11 protein-coding genes and 1 pseudogene are annotated in these 17,813 nt (G+C 62.0%); 11 read left to right on the top strand and 1 reads right to left on the bottom strand.

What is annotated here, in order from left to right; all coding sequences use genetic code 11:
• The first annotated feature begins 300 nt into the window (after nt 1-300).
• The 7 genes from GPA25_RS19515 to GPA25_RS19485 are packed head-to-tail and all read left to right on the top strand — an operon-like array spanning nt 301 to nt 8,668.
• Complete coding sequence (locus GPA25_RS19515) at nt 301-1,809, top strand: methyl-accepting chemotaxis protein (protein WP_169262072.1); 1,509 nt, start codon at nt 301-303, stop codon at nt 1,807-1,809.
• 57 nt (nt 1,810-1,866) lie between these two features.
• Nucleotides 1,867-2,328: a chemotaxis protein CheW gene (locus GPA25_RS19510; RefSeq protein ID WP_169262071.1), complete on the top strand. Its 462-nt coding sequence runs from the start codon at nt 1,867-1,869 to the stop codon at nt 2,326-2,328.
• Entirely contained in the window at nt 2,328-3,605 is a 1,278-nt protein-coding gene (locus GPA25_RS19505) for a CheR family methyltransferase (RefSeq protein ID WP_169262070.1), read from the top strand. The genes GPA25_RS19510 and GPA25_RS19505 overlap by 1 nt, the downstream gene beginning before the upstream one ends.
• A 1-nt stretch (nt 3,606) precedes the next feature.
• Nucleotides 3,607-4,308: a chemotaxis protein CheW gene (locus tag GPA25_RS19500; RefSeq protein ID WP_169262069.1), complete on the top strand. Its 702-nt coding sequence runs from the start codon at nt 3,607-3,609 to the stop codon at nt 4,306-4,308.
• The gene (locus GPA25_RS19495) at nt 4,305-6,569 is read left to right on the top strand and encodes a hybrid sensor histidine kinase/response regulator (RefSeq protein ID WP_169262068.1); all 2,265 of its coding nucleotides are present in this window, start codon (nt 4,305-4,307) and stop codon (nt 6,567-6,569) included. Before GPA25_RS19500 ends, GPA25_RS19495 begins: the two co-directional genes overlap by 4 nt.
• Nucleotides 6,566-7,567, top strand: coding sequence for a chemotaxis response regulator protein-glutamate methylesterase (gene cheB, locus GPA25_RS19490; protein WP_169262067.1), 1,002 nt, complete (start codon nt 6,566-6,568; stop codon nt 7,565-7,567). The genes GPA25_RS19495 and cheB overlap by 4 nt, the downstream gene beginning before the upstream one ends.
• Before the next feature lie 21 nt (nt 7,568-7,588).
• Nucleotides 7,589-8,668: a diguanylate cyclase gene (locus GPA25_RS19485; RefSeq protein WP_281357742.1), complete on the top strand. Its 1,080-nt coding sequence runs from the start codon at nt 7,589-7,591 to the stop codon at nt 8,666-8,668.
• Nucleotides 8,669-8,738: 70 nt separating this feature from the next.
• Here the strand turns inward: GPA25_RS19485 and GPA25_RS24385 are convergent.
• A pseudogene (locus GPA25_RS24385) lies at nt 8,739-8,864 on the bottom strand (hypothetical protein); the annotation flags it as partial.
• A gap of 571 nt (nt 8,865-9,435) precedes the next feature.
• On the opposite strand from GPA25_RS24385, the gene kaiC reads away from it, so the two are divergent.
• Genes kaiC through GPA25_RS19465 form a run of 4 tightly spaced genes read left to right on the top strand, consistent with a single transcriptional unit; the run spans nt 9,436 to nt 17,105 of the window.
• The gene (gene kaiC / locus GPA25_RS19480) at nt 9,436-11,187 is read left to right on the top strand and encodes a circadian clock protein KaiC (protein WP_169262066.1); all 1,752 of its coding nucleotides are present in this window, start codon (nt 9,436-9,438) and stop codon (nt 11,185-11,187) included.
• Nucleotides 11,184-11,474 carry a circadian clock KaiB family protein gene (locus GPA25_RS19475; RefSeq protein ID WP_169262065.1) on the top strand — a complete coding sequence of 97 codons (291 nt, stop codon included), beginning with the start codon at nt 11,184-11,186 and terminating at the stop codon, nt 11,472-11,474. Before kaiC ends, GPA25_RS19475 begins: the two co-directional genes overlap by 4 nt.
• Entirely contained in the window at nt 11,471-16,816 is a 5,346-nt protein-coding gene (locus GPA25_RS19470) for a PAS domain S-box protein (protein ID WP_169262064.1), read from the top strand. Before GPA25_RS19475 ends, GPA25_RS19470 begins: the two co-directional genes overlap by 4 nt.
• Nucleotides 16,794-17,105 (top strand): hypothetical protein, encoded by a 312-nt coding sequence (locus tag GPA25_RS19465; protein ID WP_169262063.1) that lies wholly within the window; start codon nt 16,794-16,796, stop codon nt 17,103-17,105. Before GPA25_RS19470 ends, GPA25_RS19465 begins: the two co-directional genes overlap by 23 nt.
• Nucleotides 17,106-17,813 lie beyond the last annotated feature (708 nt).

The following is a 17,813-nucleotide window of genomic DNA, read 5'->3' as shown; positions in this document are numbered from 1 at the left end:
AAAAAACCTGCCCTTGCCAAACAGGTAAAATCACCGACTTCTTGACCCCGAAATAGCCCGTTTCTACCTCTTCAAACTGGCTCCATTACGCCGGTCAGGCGTGGCTCCATTACGGCGATCACTGACAAATGATGCTTTTGCTCGACAAGACAATCCGAATCTCCCGCAGAAACGGGCGAAAAGAAGCAATTTCTTGCCGCTTTGTGTCCTGGCGAACAGAACGCTGCCGGCTGAACGGACATAATCCCTTCCCGGATTATGTGCGGTGACTACTCTCACCAATCCACGAAAGGCTGCCCCATGACGAACTGGACCATACGCCAGAGGATTCTGGCTAGTTTTGCCGTCATTCTTGCCCTGATGGTGGTCATGGGGGGCGTCGCTTACATGCGGCTTGCCCTAATCGAGCAGAGGGCCACGACAATACACCGGGACGCCATGCCCGGCATCTACTTCAGCACCCAGCTCATGACCGCCCTGGTCACCAATTATTCACTGACCCAGGAGCATCTTCTGCACGAGGAGCACGAGGAACCGGCCAAAATCCAGCAAGTGGATTCACTGCTTCAAGCCAACAGGGGCACTCTTGAAAGCTTGATCAAGAACTACGAAACAACCATTTTCCAGGCCAAGGACAGGGAAGTTTTTGACGCTTTCAAGAAACTGTACAGCACCTATGCGCTGGCTCAGGAAGCTGTCCTGAAACTTGGCTCGGTCAACAATAACCAGGCAGCGCATACGCAGATCGACAGCTTTGAACCGTTATTCGAAAAGGTGAGAGGCGCTCTCCAAGCCGTGGTCGAGTACCACAAGATCAGCGTCGATGATGCGACCCGGCAAATATTTGAAGCGATAGATACGGCCAACGCCAGCATTCTGCTCGTTTTCGGCATTGCGCTGTTGCTCGCAGTTGTCTGCGGCATATACCTGCTGCGGGCGATTACCCGGCCGCTGGGGTTGCTTAGTGCCGAGCTGGGACAATCCGGTGCGCAGGTCGGTACTTCCGTCAACGAGTTGGCAGCGACCACCAAGGAACAGCAGGCCACGGCCAGCGAGATCGCGGCGACCACCACCGAGATCGGTGCGACCTCGAGGGAAATTTCCGCCACTTCGCGAGAGTTTGTCAAGACGATGAGCGAGCTTTCCGAGGTGGCTGAACATTCGGCCTCACTGGCAGGCAGTGGGCAGGTAGGCCTGACGCATATGGAAGAGACCATGCATCAGGTGATGGCGGCGGCCAGTTCAATCAATGCCAAACTGGCCGTGCTCAATGAAAAGGCCAGCAACATCAACCAGGTGGTAACCACCATCACCAAGGTGGCCGATCGGACCAACCTGCTCTCGCTCAATGCCGCCATCGAAGCCGAGAAAGCCGGCGAATATGGTCGGGGCTTCGCCGTGGTGGCCACCGAGATTCGTCGTCTGGCCGACCAGACGGCGGTAGCAACTTACGACATCGAGCAGATGGTCAAGGAAATCCAGTCCGCCGTGTCGGCTGGCGTCATGGGCATGGACAAGTTCTCGGAGGAGGTGCGCCGCGGCATGCAGGAAGTGCAGCAGGTGGGCGGCCAGTTATCGCAGATCATCCAGCAGGTGCAAGCCCTAGCGCCGCGCTTTGAATCCGTTAGCGAAGGCATGCAAGCGCAGGCGAGCGGGGGCGAGCAGATAACGCAGGCACTCGGCCAGTTGAGCGAGGCGGTACAGCAGACGGTTGAAACCTTGCGCCAGTCGGGGCTGGCGATCAATGGGCTGAATCAGGTGGTCAGTGGCCTGTCGGGCGGCGTTGAGCGTCTGAAGTTCCTGGTATGACGGTCGAGTGCAGGGGCAGCCGATTGTTCGATAGACCCTTTCCGGAGCGAGGCGAATATGCTCTTCCTCCTTTTTCAACTGGGTAACGACCGTTACGCCCTGGATACCGGCCAGGTGACTGAAGTGCTGCCGTTGGTGCGCCTCAAACAGATTCCGCAGGCACCGCCCGCCGTGGCCGGCGTCTTCGATTTCCGCGGCGAGCCGGTGCCGGTGGTGGATTTGAGTCAAATGGCGCTGGGGCGCCCCGCCCACTGCCGTTTGAGCACGCGCATCATTCTCGCGCACTATCCTGATACCAATGGTGAACAGCGTTTGCTCGGCCTGATCGCCGAAAGAGTTACGGAGACCATTCGGCGCGATCCCTCGGACTTCGTCACCACCGGAGTTGACCTCGATGCCGCGTCCTATCTCGGCCCGGTGGCTAGTGACGCGCGCGGGCTGATTCAACGGGTTGAAGTGGATCAGTTGCTGACGTCGGCCGTGCGCGACCTGCTCTTTAAACAACCGGTCGCCAGTTGATGGGCTACGCCGCCTTCGAGAATTTGCTGAAGCAGGCGATGGGCCTGGATGCCGTCTCGATTGGCTCTGCGGCGATCGAGCACGCGGTGCAGGCGCGCATGTCCGCGTGCAAACTGAACGACATGGCGGCTTACCTCGACGCGGTGCGCGCCTCGCCAAGCGAACTGCAAACCTTGATTGAAGCGGTTGTCGTGCCTGAAACCTGGTTTTTCCGAGACCGCGAGGCATTCTCTGCACTGGCCCGGATGGCCGCCGAGGAATGGTTGCCCACCCACCCACACGGCGTGATGCGTCTGTTGAGTCTCCCCTGTTCGAGCGGCGAAGAGCCTTACTCGATGGCGATGGCATTGCTGGGCGCCGGCTTTCCGGGGAGCCGCTTTCAAATCGATGCTGTGGATATCAGCGCGCGGGTGCTCACCCACGCCAGGCGTGCGGTATACGGCAAAAACTCATTCCGCGGCAACCATCTCGATTTCCGCGATCGTTATTTTTCCGCCACCGCACATGGCCATCATTTGGGCGATGCGGTGCAGCGCCAGGTGCTTTTCCATCATGCCAATCTGTTGGCGCCCGATTTTTTGCCGGGCGAGGAACGCTACGACATAATTTTTTGCCGCAACCTGCTGATTTACTTCGATCGCGCGACTCAGGATAACGCCGTCCGGGTGTTGCAGCGCCTGCTCAAGGCCAAGGGGGTACTCTTTATCGGCCCGTCTGAAACCGGTTTGATGCTCAGCCACGACTTCGTATCGGCCAAGGTGCCGCTGGCCTTCGCTTTTCGAAAGATCGATGTCGCAGCGCGGACCGTCCTACGGGTTCCGGCTACAGTGCCCCCGGCTATCCGTTCGCCCATTCGGCCAGCGCCCACTGTAGTAACGGCATTGTCGCAGAAACAGCGTCAAGGTTTGGGCAAAGTGTTTGCCGCGCCTCGGCCTGGCGCGCTGCAAGCGCTGCTGGTCAAGCCCGATGCGTGGATGGCGGAAGCTTCCGCACTGGCCGATCAGGGACGCCTGGCAGAGGCAGTAAAATCTTGCGAGGAGCAGATGCGGCGGCAAGGCCCTTCGCCCCAGGGCTTTTATCTTTTGGGCCTGATCCGCGATGTCGGCGGCAATCTGCCGGAAGCCGCGCAGCACTACCGCAAGGCGCTCTACCTCGATCCCAATCACCTGGATAGCTTGTCCCACCTTGCTTTCCTGCTGGAAAAACAGGGGGATGCTAAGGGGGCGCAGGTGTTGCGCGATCGCGTGCGGAGGGCGGCGCCGATGCGAGCCCCTTGACATGAGCAAACCATCCGCCACCGCACTGGACGCTTCCCGCCCCACCATCAACGACTGCTGGAACGGCATTGGCGTCCGTGGTGATTCTTCCTGTCCGGAGTTGAAAAAGTATATTCACTGCCGAAACTGCCCGGTTTACGCCACGGCGGCCGTCGATTTGCTCGATGCCGAACTGCCTGCAGATCATCTGGCGCACTGGACCAGCCATGTCGCGCAGGCAAAGCCCCTGGTGGAAATCGATCGGCAGGCGGTGGTCGTGTTTCGTATCGGCGATGAATGGCTAGCGTTGCCGAGCATCCTGTTCAAGGAAATCGCCAATCCCGGAGTGATTCACGCCGTGCCGCACCGCCGTAATGGCGTGGCGCTCGGTCTGGCCAACATTCGCGGCGAATTGTTGGCGTGCGTTTCGCTGCGCGAGGTGCTGAGTCTGCAAGCAGCCAAGGAAGGCAAGCGCGACAATCATCATGCTGCGGGCGAACGTTTTATGGTCATCCAGCGCGACGGCAACCGGCTTGTCTGCCCGGTCGACGAGGTGCACGGGATTTTGCGTTTTCATCGGCGCCAACAGATACCGGTGCCGGCAACGCTGGCAAAGGCAACGGCTACTTACACGCTGGCCTTGCTGCCCTGGCAGCAAGAATCATCAGTCGGCCTGCTCGACGACCAGTTGCTGTTTTATACCCTCAACCGGAGTCTGGCATGAGCCACGGCGACCTCAGTCAGATGTCGATGCAGGAGCTCTTCCGCCAGGAGGCGGAAAGCCAGACGCAGGTGTTGACGAGCGGCCTGCTGGAGTTGGAGAACGATGCCGCCGCAGCCGACCAGCTTGAGGCGTGCATGCGCGCGGCCCACTCGCTCAAGGGCGCCGCCCGCATTGTCGGCATCCATGCCGGCGTGGACGTGGCGCATGCCATGGAGGATTGTTTTGTCGCCGCCCAGCGCGGCGATATCAGGCTAGGAAAAGAACATATCGACCTGCTGCTGCGCGGTGGGGATTTGCTGCTTCACCTCGGCAATCTGCCGGAAGCCGAAATCAGCCGGCCAACCGCAGAAAGTCCGCTGGCGGTGACCACTTTCCTGACCGAACTCAAGGGCCTGCTGGACAATGGCGAGGTCGCCGAAGCGCTGGCCGACGCAGACAGCCTGCCGGCCGCCGGGGAAAGCGAGGTGCTGGCCGATCATGTCGAGCCGCTTACCGCTTTTGCCGATGCCCGTGAAAGCGCCGAACGCGTCCTGCGCGTCAGGGCGGAAAACCTGAACCGTCTGCTTGGGCTCACCGGCGAGTCGCTGGTCGAGTCGCGCTGGCTTAAGCCGTTTTCCGAATCGTTGCTGCGCCTCAAGCGCCTGCATTCCGACACCAGCGCGGCGCTGGATGAGTTGCGTGCGGCGCTGACCGGGCAGGTGCTGGACGAGTGCAGCGCCGCCGCGCTCGCCGACTTGCAGCAGCGGATTATCGCTTCGCGGCATTTGCTGTCTGAACGCCTCGTCGAACTGGACATGTTCGACAGCCGCTCAACCAATCTGGCGCAGCGCCTCTACAACGAGGCGCTGGCCTGCCGCATGCGACCTTTTGCCGACGGCATACGGAGTTTTCCGCGCATGGTGCGCGATCTCGGTCATGCCCTCGGCAAGCAGGTGCGGCTGGACATCGTCGGCAAGGCGACACAGGTGGATCGGGATATTCTGGAAAAACTTGATGCGCCGCTTGGCCATCTGCTGCGCAATGCCATCGACCACGGTATCGAATCCGCGGTGGAGCGCCTTGCCGCCAGCAAGCCGGCTGAGGGCGTCATCACGCTTGAGGCCCGCCACAGCGCCGGCATGTTGCAGATCATTGTCACCGACGACGGGCGCGGCATTGATCTGGATTTGCTGCGCCAGACCGTCATCGAGCGCAACCATGTCAACAGTGAGACCGCCCACAAGCTCTCTGACGCCGAGTTGCTGGCCTTCGTGTTCCTGCCGGGCTTCACGCTGCGCGACACGGTTACCGAGGTTTCCGGCCGTGGCGTCGGCCTGGATGTCGTGCAGGACATGGTGAAGCGGGTGCGCGGCACGGTCCGCGTGGTGCCGCAGCTGGGCCACGGCACGCGCTTCCTGATGCAGTTGCCGCTAACACTGTCGGTGGTACGCACACTGCTGGCGGAGATAGACGGTGAGCCTTACGCTTTCCCGCTGGCGTATATCGTGCGCACGCTGATGCTGCCGCGCGAGCAGATCGAATTGATCGAAGGTCGCCAACATTTTAATTTTGACGGCCGTGCTGTCGGTCTGGTCAATGCCTGCCAGTTGCTGGGGGGCGGCGAACCCAAACTGGCGGGCAACGAGCTGCCGGTGATTGTCGTCAGCGATGGCGGCAATAGCTACGGTCTGGTCGCCGATCGCTTTCTAGGTGAGCGCGCCTTGGTGGTGCAGCCGCTCGACGTTCGATTCGGCAAGGTCCAGGATATCGCCGCTGGCGCCCTCATGGAAGACGGTTCTCCGGTGCTGATCGTGGATGTCGAGGACCTCGTCCGTTCAGTCGAAAAGCTCGTCATCGCAGGGCATTTGAGCCTGGTACAGCGCAGCGTCACAACCGACCGCAAGCGCAAGCGCGTACTGGTGGTCGATGATTCACTGACCGTCCGCGAGCTGGAGCGCAAGTTGCTGTCTCATGCCGGCTATGAGGTCGAAGTCGCGGTGGACGGCATGGATGGGTGGAACGCCGCGCGCACCGGCCATTTCGATCTGATGGTCAGCGATATCGACATGCCGCGCATGGATGGCATCGAACTGGTCACGCTGATCAAGAAAGACCCCAACCTCAAATATCTGCCGGTGATGATCGTTTCCTACAAGGACCGCGAGGAAGACCGTCGCCGCGGGCTCGAAGCCGGTGCGGATTATTACCTGACCAAGGGTAGCTTCCACGACGAGACATTATTGGCGGCGGTGGTGGACATGATCGGCGAGGCCGAAGCATGAAGATCGGCATCGTCAACGACATGCCCATGGCCGTGGAAGCCCTGCGCCGTGCGCTGACGCAGAAGCCGGGCTATCAGGTTGTCTGGGTCGCCAGGAATGGCGCGGAAGCCGTAGAACAGTGTGCCAAAGCAACACCAGACCTGGTCTTGATGGACCTGATCATGCCCGGCATGGATGGCGTCGAGACGACACGCCGGATCATGGCCCAAACGCCCTGCGCCATTCTGATCGTGACGGTTAGTGTTGGGGCCAATGCCTCGCGCGTGTTCGAGGCCATGGGGCAGGGCGCCCTTGATGCGGTTGATACGCCCGCCTGGAGCGAGAGCACGTCACCGCTGCTGGCAAAAATAGAAACCGTCCAGAGACTCATTCGCGACAAGAATGGCAACCATGCCGCCATTGAGCACGCTCGCCGCCGGGGGCTCGCCCCCTACGGAGAAAATCTGGTGGCGATGGGCGCGTCGGCTGGCGGCCCGGCGGCGCTAAGCGCCGTGTTGCGGGGCTTGCCCAGGGACTTCCCGGCAGCGATTGTCATCATCCAGCATGTGGATGCGCAGTTTGCCGCCGGCATGGCGGAGTGGTTGGCCTTGAGTTGCATGTTGCCGGTCCGGGTCGCCCGCGAAGGCGAAGCACCAGCGGCAGGTGTCGTGCTGCTGGCCGCCACGAACGATCATCTGACGCTAAAAGCCCCCGGTCACCTTGGTTATACCGCCAAGCCGGTCGATTATCCATACCGGCCCTCGGTGGATGTATTTTTTCAGAGTGCCTGCCGATTTTGGCCCGGCACCGTCGTGGGCGTGCTGCTCACCGGCATGGGGCGCGACGGTGCGCTCGGCCTGAAGGCGCTGCGCAACAAGGGCCACTACACCATGGCGCAGGATCAGGCGAGCAGCGCGGTATACGGCATGCCGAAAGCCGCGGCCAGGCTGGATGCGGCCGTCGATATTGTGGCACTGGAGCAGATTGCGCCGAAACTGGTCAACCTGTTCGCCCGCTAGTGCGAGGATGACGAAGGGGGCATGAAGATGCGCAAAACAATTGATAGCGAAGCGGGGGTGACCGTGCCGCCAGACACCAATGATGTCATGGTGCTGCTGGTGGACGATCAGCTCATCATCGCCGAGGCAATACGCCGGGTGTTGGCTGACCAGCCGAACATCGACTTCCATTATTGCAGTGACCCGGCCGACGCCATGGTGATTGCCAGGAAAGTCAAGCCGACCGTCATCCTTCAGGATCTGGTGATGCCCCACGTGGACGGACTCGCCCTCGTCCGGTTGTACCGTGCCGACCCGGCCACCCAGGATATCCCGGTGATCGTGTTGTCGACCAAGGAAGAGCCGGCGGTCAAGCGCGAGGCATTCGCGGCGGGGGCCAATGATTACCTGGTCAAACTGCCGGACAGCATTGAGTTGATCGCCCGCATTCGCTATCACTCGAAGTACTTCTTGAACCAGGTCCAGCGCGATCAGGCCTACCAGGCCCTGCGGCGCAGCCAGCAGCAGCTTCAGGAAAAGAATCTCGAATTGCTGCGCTTGTCCAATCAGGACGGGCTTACGGGATTGAGCAACCGAAGATATTTCGATGAGTATATCGAAGCGCAATGGAAACAGGCCATCGGAGACCAGAGTCCGATCTCCCTGCTGATGATTGATGTGGATGACTTCAAGCGATACAACGATACCTATGGCCACCTGGCGGGAGACGATGCATTAAAGCAGGTAGCAGCGGTGATGCGGCAGCGATTCCTGCGGCCGACCGATCTCACGGTACGTTTCGGTGGCGAAGAGTTTGCGGTGATCCTGCCCGCAACGCCTTTTCTACCGATCCAGTCGCTCGGCGAAAAATTGCGATGCGATGTGGAGGAACTGGCTATCGCGCACAGAGGCTCCAGCGTGGGTGAGTGCCTTACCGTAAGTGTCGGCGGTACATCAATGATCCCGCAATCCACAGACACCTTTCTCAGCTGGATTGACCGCGCCGACAAGGCTTTATATCAAGCCAAGCTGTTGGGCAAGAACCGGGTTGTGATGCATGGGCAAGATCAATCCTTCCTTGCGCACGCCGCTCAATCAGCGTCTGCAACCGATTCGGCCTAGAGCTGTGCCGGAAGACCGCCTGCAGGAATTGCAACAGGGCCTGCAGCCGGGCCTGCTGATACTGCCGGCTGGGATAGACTGCGTAAAGCGGCACCAACTCGCACCGGGTCCCCGGGAAAAGATCGATCAGCCGACCGCTGGGCAGGTCGTCGGCGATATCCAGTCGCGATTTGCAGGCGATGCCGCAGCCTTGCACCGCCCCCCGGCGGACAGTGCCCCGTCGTCGGCGCCGCCGGCGGGGTGGGGTCGATCCTGATCCAGCTCGCCCGCCAATTGACCGACCTGACCTGCCGTGCCGAGTGCCAAGGCGATCGCGAACGTCGGTTCCACATGCACATCGCCTGATGTTCCGTGGAATTCACCAGGTGTGTTGTGCAGGGTTCGAACCGATCATCTTCAATCTCAGTTGCTGCTCCTGAACAAACGTCAGGATGCGACCCGAACCGTGCCGGAGTCCTCGCTGCCCGCCCTTGACGATGGCATCGACACCGTTCGGTCCAGCGCGGCGGGGCCCATTTCAGAACCGTACCCACATGCATGCCAACCACCTCGGCAACTAGCGGAATGGCGCGCGTCAGCCAAGGGGATTTCCTTCCGTCGTAGGCACGCGCACCGTGCATCGACCTGTCGCGTGGCATCGCGGCAGGGGGGGCTTGGCAACGGCATGGCCGCGTGAGCAAAAAGAGGCGAATAGCGTTTGCTAACGCACAGACAGCCAAGGACAAAATCCGGATTGTGCATACGACATAGTGAAATGGGGAGGCGGCATGGAACCCAACCAGCCCGCGCAAGTCGCGAAAGAGTCCAGCAAAGCGCCGACCGGCATCGCGGGTTTCGATGAGATCACCCGCGGCGGTTTGCCGCGCGCCCGCACGACGTTACTGGTAGGCGGTCCCGGCTCCGGCAAGACCATAATGGCGCTGCAATTCCTGGCGCATGGCGCGCGGGATTGCAAGGAGCCGGGCATCTTCGTCGCCTTCGAGGAATCCTCGCGGCGCATCGAGGCCAATGCTGAAAGCTTCGGCTGGGGACTTGCCGACTTGTTGCGCAAGAAAGAACTGTTTTTCCTCGACGCCCAACCGAAGTCCGACTTGGTGCAGGCGGGCGATTTCGATCTCGGCGGGATGCTCGCGGCACTGGAGGCCCAGGCCCAGGCGATGCGGGCGCGACGGATCGTGTTCGACGCCCTCGATGTCGTATTGGCGCTGCTGCCCGACCCGGCGGCGAAGCGGCGCGAGATCTACCGGCTGCACGAGTGGTTACTGGCGCGTGAACTGACCGGCATCATCACCGCGAAGGCGGGCGGAGACGAAAACAGCGTCGTCATCCAGCAGCCGTTCGGTTTCATGCAATTCATGGTGGACTGCGCCGTCATCCTCGACCACAGCGTGGCGCTAGGCGTGTCGTACCGAAATCTGCGGGTGCAGAAATATCGCGGCTCCGGCTTCGACGAGAATGAATCGCCGTTCCTGATCGGCAACGGTGGGCTGGTGGTCGACGTCGCACGCACCCGCGTTCATGTCCATCCCAAGGTCAGCAACGAGCGCGTTCCCAGCGGCGTCGAGCGGCTCGATACCATGCTTGGCGGCGGCTACTACCGCGGCGCCAGCATTCTGGTCACCGGTTATTCTGGCACCGCCAAGACCACCCTGAGCGGAGCCTTCGCGGGGGCAGCCTGCCAGCGCGGCGAACACACCCTGTTCGTCAGCTTCGATTCGGATTGCAACGAGGTGATCCGAAACCTGGCCTCGGTCGGCATCGGGCTGGATCGATATGTCAAAAGCGGCTGTCTGCGCATGATCTCGGCGCGCTCCATCGCGGGCAGCGCGGAATCTTACCTGGTGCGCATCAAGACCGAGGCGGAAGAGCATGGCGCCCGTTGTCTGGTGATCGATCCTGTGTCCACCTGGTACAAATCCAGCAACGACACGACCGCGCAAAGCGTGGCCGACCGCTTGATCGACTGGTCCAAGGGCGAAGGCATCACCCTGGTCTGCACCAGCCTGCTCGACGAGATGTCGAACCGGACCGAAAGCGGTTCGCCACTACAGATTTCGACCCTGGCCGACACCTGGATCCACCTCAGCTATCTGGTCCAGGCCGGCGAGCGCAACCGCGGCCTGTCCATCGTCAAATCCCGTGGCACGGCGCATTCGAACCAGGTGCGCGAACTGATCCTGAGCGACGCGGGGGTGACGCTGGCCGACACCTACACGGCCGGTGGCGAGGTGTTGATGGGCACCCTGCGCTGGGAAAAGGAACGCGCCGAGCGGGTCGCCAGCGAGGCCGCCGAGGCCGCCGCGAAGCTCAAGCGGGTCAAACTCGATGCCGAGGAGGCAGAGCTCAAGGTGCGCATGAAGTCCTTGGAGACGGAACTCGTGGCGAAGCAGGTCGAAAAGGCCTTGCTGGTCCGCTCCACACAGAGTCACGAAGGCGAGTTGTCGCGCGGCCGCACCCAGATGAAGGAGTTGCGCGGCGACGATGAGACGATCGCGGGCGGGAAAGCGAGCCAGCCATGAGACGACAGCCCCAATTCACGTTCCGGCTTTTTGTCGCTGGCGATGCGCCAAACTCGGTCCAGGCGGTCGCCCACCTTGCCGCATTCTGCCGGGACCACCTGGCGGATCGCCATGAAATCGAAATTGTCGACGTCTTCCGGGAGCCGAAGCGCGCGTTGGCGGAAGGCATCTTCATGACGCCGACCCTGGTCGCATTGACGCCGCCGCCGGTGCGGAGAATCGTCGGTACGCTCAGCCAGACGCAGACCGTGTTGCTGACGTTGGGCTTGCTGGACAGCGCGGCATGAAACCTGTCGAACCACAGCCTCCGCTGGATGCCAACGAAGAAATTTCCGCGCTGATCGAGACCTTGCACGCAACCGGGCGACGTCTGGAGGAACTGACGGCCGGCGAGGTGGACGGCGTGTCGGACCGTGACGGCCGGACGTTCCTGTTGCGCCACGTCCAGGAGCAGCTGCGTCACAACCACGCCGCTAGGCAGATCACCATCCTCAATGCGCTGCCCGCGCATATCGCCTTGCTCGACAGCGAGGGGCGCATCGTCTCGGTGAACCAGGCATGGCAGCGATTTGCCGACGCGAATGCGCTGCAGTGCGCGGAATATGGGATTGGCGCCAATTACCTCGATGCTTGCGACAGTGCGCAGGGCGATGACGCAGCCACCGCACAACAGGCCGCCGCGGGAATTCGTGCGCTGCAGAATGGTGCGGTAAATCACTTTTCGATGGAATATCCCTGCCATTCGCCAACCCGGCAGCGCTGGTTCCTGATGATGGCAAGCCCCCTGGCCGATGGGCTTCCGGATGGCGTCGTGGTCATGCACCTGGATATCACCGACCGTATGCGGGCCGAGCAGGAATTACGCGAAAGCGAGCGTCGCTTCAGCGATCTGCTGGGAAATGTCGAGCTGGTTTCGATGATGCTCGACCGCGAGGCACGGATAACCTATTGCAACGATTTCCTGCTCCACCTGACCGGCTGGCAACGCGAGGAAGTGATCGGGTGCAACTGGTTCGATGTCTTCATGCCGCCGGAACTGGACGACTTGAAAGGCAGCTTCTTTTCCGCGCTGCTCAGCAACCTGCCCGACACATGGCACCACGAAAACGAAATCCTCACCCGGTCGGGGGAGCGGCGGCTCATACGCTGGAACAATTCGGTACTGCGTTCGGGCGACGGAGAGGTAATCGGGGCGGCGGGCATCGGCGAAGACATCACCGAGCAAAAACGGACGCAACAGGCACTGGCGAAACTCCAACGCCAGAGGGAGTCGATTCTGGAGTCGCTGGAAGAAGGCATTTACGGCATGGATCTCGAGGGAAGAATCACTTTCCAGAATCCCGCGGCCGCGAAAATGCTCGGATACCGCAGCGAGGAGCTGATCGGGAGAACGGCACACACCACGATGCACTACGCGAGGAGGGATGGGACGCCTTTTCCGATAGCTCAGAGCCCTATCCATACTACCCTGGCCGATGGGGTCGTACGCAGAGTCGAGGATGAAGTGTTCTGGCGCAAGGATGGGGCGAGTGTACAGGTCGAATACACCACCGCCCCTAAACGCAACGAGCAAGGCGCTATCGTCGGAGGCGTGGTCGCATTTCGCGACGTCACCGAGCGCAAGCAGCGCGAGCAAGAGATACTCGCGACGAAAAACCAGTTGCAAGCGACCCTCGACGCCATCCCCGACTTGCTGTTCGAGGTTGGGCTCGACGGCCGCTACTACACTTGCCATTCCCCGCGCGTCGATCTGCTGGCGGCCCCGCCGGAGGAATTGCTCAGCAAAACGGTCGCCGAGGTCCTGCCCGTCGATGCGGCGGATATTGTCCTGGCGGCCTTGCGCGAGGCCGACGCTACCGGCCACTCAACCGGCAAGCAATTCGAGCTGGCGTTGCCGCAAGGCCGGGCGTGGTTCGAACTCTCCGTTTCCCGCATGGCCGTCGCGTCCGGCCAGGAAGCGCGCTTCATTTGCCTTTCGCGCGACATCACGGAGCGCAAGCGGGCGGAACAGGAGTTGCGCGAAAGCGAGCGTGTCTCCACGGAATCCAGGGCCGACGCCGCCGCGGTACGCGACATCGCCGCCCGCCTGCAGGCGATACTCGACACCGTGGTGGACGGGGTCGTCACCATCGACGAGTTCGGCAAGGTGGAAACCTTCAATCCGGCCGCCGAGCGCATTTTCGGCTATGCCGCCAACGAAGTGGTCGGGCGCAATGTCAGGATGCTGATGCCGGAGCCGTACCACGGCGAACATGACGGTTATCTCGCGCGTTACCGCGTCACCGGCGAAGCGCGCATCATCGGCACCGGGCGCGAGGTCATGGGGCTGCGCAAGGATGGCGGCACGTTTCCGCTCGATCTTTCAATCAGCGAGATGACGCTGGGGGGCGAGCGCCACTACACCGGGGTGGTGCGCGACATCACCGAGGGCAAGGCGGCGGAGCGGGAGGTGGTCGCCGCCAGGATCGAGGCGGAGCGCGCCAATGCCGCCAAGAACACCTTCCTGGCCAACATGAGCCACGAAATCCGCACGCCAATGAATGGCGTCATCGGCATGATCGAGGTGCTGCAACAAAGCAGCCTCAGCGGCCCGCAGATGGAGATGGCCAACATCATTCGCGACTCGTCGTTTGCCCTACTGGACGTGATCAACGATATCCTCGATTTCTCCAAGATCGAGGCCGGCAAGCTCGAAATCGACAACGTCCCGATGAGTGTCGCCGACGTGGTCGAGAAGGCCTGCGGAATCCTCGACCGCATGGCCCTGAAGAAAAAGGTGGAGTTGACCCTGTTCACCGATCCGACGATCCCCGCGGAGTTGATGGGCGATCCGGGGCGGCTGCGCCAGATCCTGATCAATCTTACCAACAACGCCATCAAGTTTTCCGGCGCGACGCCGCGCCCGGGCCGGGTGTCCGTTCGCGCGCTGTTGGTCGAAAGCGACGCTAAGGGCGTTCGGCTGGAGTTCCAGGTCGCCGATAACGGCATCGGCCTCGGTGAGAAAAGTCTGGCGCGGATATTCTCGCCCTTCGTCCAGGCCGACATTTCCACCACCCGCGAATATGGGGGGACCGGACTGGGGCTGGCCATATCGCGTCAGTTGGCGGACATGATGAGCGGAGAAATCCGAGTGAACAGCAAGCCGGGAGTAGGCTCGCTGTTCAGTGTCAGCCTGCCCCTCGAACTGCCGTCGGGACAAACCGATGCCGGGCGGCAACCCGGCCTGCTCGCCGGGCTGTCCTGTCTCGTGTTCGGTTCTGCCGATGGCATGGCTGGCGATCTGGCCGCCTACCTGGCCCATGACGAAGCCGAGGTGGAACGGACAGCCGATCTGGCGACCTCCCGGCAATGGATCGCCAGCCGATCACCGGGCCGCGCCATCATCGTCATCGATACCCGCGTCGCCAGCCCACCGCTGGATGAACTTCGCGCCACGGCCCGCGACCACCCGGAGAGCGATATCCACTTCGTGGTCATCCGGCGTGGACTGCGCCGGGGGCTGCGCGAGGAGGGCAGCCATCTGGTGTCGGTGGACGGCAACATTCTGACCCGCCGGACCCTGCTCGATGCTGTGGCGTTTGCCGCCGGCCTGGCCCAGGCGCCTGGCCAGGAAGTGCCCGATGTGGCCAATGCGCCCCTCGCGTTCCTTTCCGGAGAAACGGTGCGGCGACGCGGCAGCCGGATACTGGTTGCCGAGGACAACGAGATCAACCGGAGCGTCATCCTGCATCAGCTGGCCCTCCTGGGCTACGTCGCCGATCTCGCCGACGATGGCCGCGAGGCCCTGACCCGTTGGCGCCAAGGCCACCACGCCCTGTTGCTGACCGATCTGCACATGCCGGAAATGGATGGCTACGAACTCACCGCCACCATTCGGCGCGCCGAGCGCAATGGCCAGCATCTACCCATCGTTGCCCTGACCGCCAATGCCCTGAAGAGCGAGGAGGTTCGTTGCAAGGCCGCCGGCATGGACGATTACCTCACCAAGCCGGTGCTCCTCGACCAGCTCCAGGCCATGCTGGAAAAATGGCTGCCGATCCCAGGTTCGGATGAAACCGCCGGCGATAGCCCGGCGCTGCCGGCCGACCTGCATCTGGCTGCGCTGGACAGGTCGGTACTGCCGAGGCAGATCGGTGACGACCCGGCGCTGATTGCCCGGTTTTTCGAGGACTACCGGCGTTCAGCGCAAGAAACGGCCGACGAGATTCGCGCCGCCGTCATCATGGGCGACTGGAAAACGGCGGGCGACGGTGGCCACAAGCTCAAATCCTCGTCCCGCGCCGTCGGCGCCCTGGCCTTGGGCGAGGTCTGCGCCCGGCTGGAACAGGCGGGCACGGATGGCGATGCCGATGCCATGCTGGCGCTGGCGCTCGAATTCGAACATGCGCTGGCGGCGGCCCTCGGCGCCATGACCCAGGAAGGCGCGGCGCCGGCGAACGTTCTGCTCGTCGACGACGATGCCTTTCAGTTGCAACTGCTCGCGCGCCAGCTCGCCATCCTCGGGCTGGACCGGGTGGCGGCCTGCGCATCCGGCCGGGAGGCGCTGAACCGGCTGGACGCGCAGTCGGTCGGCGAACCGTTGATCTTTCTCGACCTCAGCATGCCCGGCATGGACGGGGTGGAATTCATCCGTCAGCTGGTCGAGCGCCAGTACACCGGCGCCCTGGTGCTGGTCAGCGGCGAAGGCGAGCGGATTCTGGAAACCGCCGAGCGTCTCGCCCGCGCCCATCACTTAAAGGTGCTTGGCCACCTGAACAAACCAGTCCAATTCGAGCGTCTCCAAGCGCTGCTGAACAGTTGGCACAGCACGGCGCCCAAGGCCGCCGGCAAGGCCGCCAAGCGCTATGGCGCCGAGGAAGTCCGGCGCGCCATAGGCGGTGGCGAACTGGTGAATCATTACCAGCCCAAGGTGGACGTGGTGAGCGGCGCCCTGACCGGGGTTGAAGCCTTGGTTCGCTGGCAACACCCCGACGACGGACTGGTGTTTCCGGATGACTTCATCGGCGTGGCCGAGGAAAGCGGCCTCATCGACGACCTGACCCGTGTCGTGCTGGCCGAGGCTCTCGGGCAAACCCGGCGTTGGCTGGACCAGGGCCTGAAGCTGCGGGTGGCGGTCAATGTTTCCATGCACAACCTGGCCCGGATGGAGTTCGCCGATCATGTCCTTGGCGAAGTCCTCCGTTCAGGCGTGGCGGCGGAAGATCTGATCCTGGAAGTGACGGAATCCCGCCTGATGACCGATGTCCTCGCGCCCCTGTACATCCTCACCCGCTTGCGGCTCAAGCACGTCGGCCTCTCGATCGACGACTTCGGCACCGGCCATTCCTCGCTGTCGCAGTTGCGCGATATTCCCTTTGACGAGCTCAAGATCGATCGCAGCTTCGTCCATGGCGCCGCCCAGGACAAAACCCGGGGCGCCATTTTCACCGCCAGCCTCGTCATGGCCCGGCAGTTGGGCATGAAGACCGTCGCCGAAGGGGTGGAAGACCGCGCGGACTGGAATTTCCTGCGCCAACAGGGCTGCGATCTGGCGCAGGGCTACTTCATAGCGCGCCCCATGCCAGCCGCCAAACTACCCGCCTGGCTGGCTGACTGGGAAACGCGTCGTGCCAAATTGGTACAGCCTTGAAGGTCGCCTGCATTCTCGTCGCCAGCATTGTCGTAGCCGACGCCGATCTGGTGAACTCGCCAACGCCTTGCGGGGCGAGGCGAATCGGGCCCACACCACGACCAAGACCAAGCGTAATGCGAAGCAAACCAAGGTGGAAGCGCTGGTGGCGACCGATCGTGACCTGATGAAGGCGCTGATGAAGCAGGCGCTGCAGGAGGTTCTGGAGGGCGAGAAGGCCGAGTTCCTCGGGAGCATACTGAGAGTCGAAGCGGCTACCGCTCGGGGTGCTACAGCCGCGGATTGGTGACGCAGCCGCGAGGTGGCCGGCACTTCGGGGTACGCCCTGCGCACCGGCCCCAGCGCAACAGCATCATCCGATTCCACGATCACCCAATTTGCACAACTTGACGCACACAAATCAAGGGAAGGTTGCGCCTCGGCGCTCGAAACGATGAAACTCGCGCTGAATACCCCCTTCAGGCCCGATTCACGTTTCGCTTCGCAAACACTATGCGACCGTGGTTGGCGTAGTCCGACAGTCTGTTAGAAATCCCTCTGCATATTCCAAGGTTTAGACGCGAAACCCCGCTGCTCGGAATCCGCGCCGAACGGCATTCCGAATCGCCTTTTCGTCTTCAACGACAAAGATCGTCTGCTCGATAAGCATAAATTGAATCCGTTGTCTCGGGGGGGCGCAGATTGTCCGAGTGCCCAGACCGTATACGTAAATCCACGTATGCAGGATAGGAGAGTAACGGATTACCGAACGACTCGCTGCGGTCTATACTTTTGCAGCCCAGAAGGGGGCAGTGGTGTGTCACAGTTCGGAGCGTACCGATCGCCGGCGCTGACCGGGCCTGTGGCTGTGTCGAACCTAGCGAGGGGCCCCGGCTGGCCGAAGCGAAGTCGACGGCGATCGCTGATTGGGATGACAATGTGAACTGTCTTGTGCTGCATGATGATCGACAACGTCCCTGCGGGGCTCGGGGCACTGGTTGTGCATTGGTTGGCGGAC

Origin of the sequence: Aromatoleum diolicum, assembly GCF_012910955.1 — a bacterium.
GTDB lineage: Bacteria > Pseudomonadota > Gammaproteobacteria > Burkholderiales > Rhodocyclaceae > Aromatoleum > Aromatoleum diolicum.
Note: the sequence above shows the minus strand (reverse complement) of the source record. Positions and strands in the feature narration are given on the sequence as shown.

Excerpts from the sequence above, each read along its gene's own strand:
- cheB (WP_169262067.1), top strand. The coding sequence starts at position 6,566 with ATGAAGATCGGCATCGTCAACGACATGCCCATGGCCGTGGAAGCCCTG.
- GPA25_RS19500 (WP_169262069.1), top strand. The coding sequence starts at position 3,607 with ATGAGCAAACCATCCGCCACCGCACTGGACGCTTCCCGCCCCACCATC.
- GPA25_RS19485 (WP_281357742.1), top strand. The coding sequence starts at position 7,589 with ATGAAGATGCGCAAAACAATTGATAGCGAAGCGGGGGTGACCGTGCCG.
- GPA25_RS19510 (WP_169262071.1), top strand. The coding sequence starts at position 1,867 with ATGCTCTTCCTCCTTTTTCAACTGGGTAACGACCGTTACGCCCTGGAT.
- GPA25_RS19475 (WP_169262065.1), top strand. The coding sequence starts at position 11,184 with ATGAGACGACAGCCCCAATTCACGTTCCGGCTTTTTGTCGCTGGCGAT.
- GPA25_RS19505 (WP_169262070.1), top strand. The coding sequence starts at position 2,328 with ATGGGCTACGCCGCCTTCGAGAATTTGCTGAAGCAGGCGATGGGCCTG.
- kaiC (WP_169262066.1), top strand. The coding sequence starts at position 9,436 with ATGGAACCCAACCAGCCCGCGCAAGTCGCGAAAGAGTCCAGCAAAGCG.
- GPA25_RS19495 (WP_169262068.1), top strand. The coding sequence starts at position 4,305 with ATGAGCCACGGCGACCTCAGTCAGATGTCGATGCAGGAGCTCTTCCGC.
- GPA25_RS19470 (WP_169262064.1), top strand. The coding sequence starts at position 11,471 with ATGAAACCTGTCGAACCACAGCCTCCGCTGGATGCCAACGAAGAAATT.
- GPA25_RS19515 (WP_169262072.1), top strand. The coding sequence starts at position 301 with ATGACGAACTGGACCATACGCCAGAGGATTCTGGCTAGTTTTGCCGTC.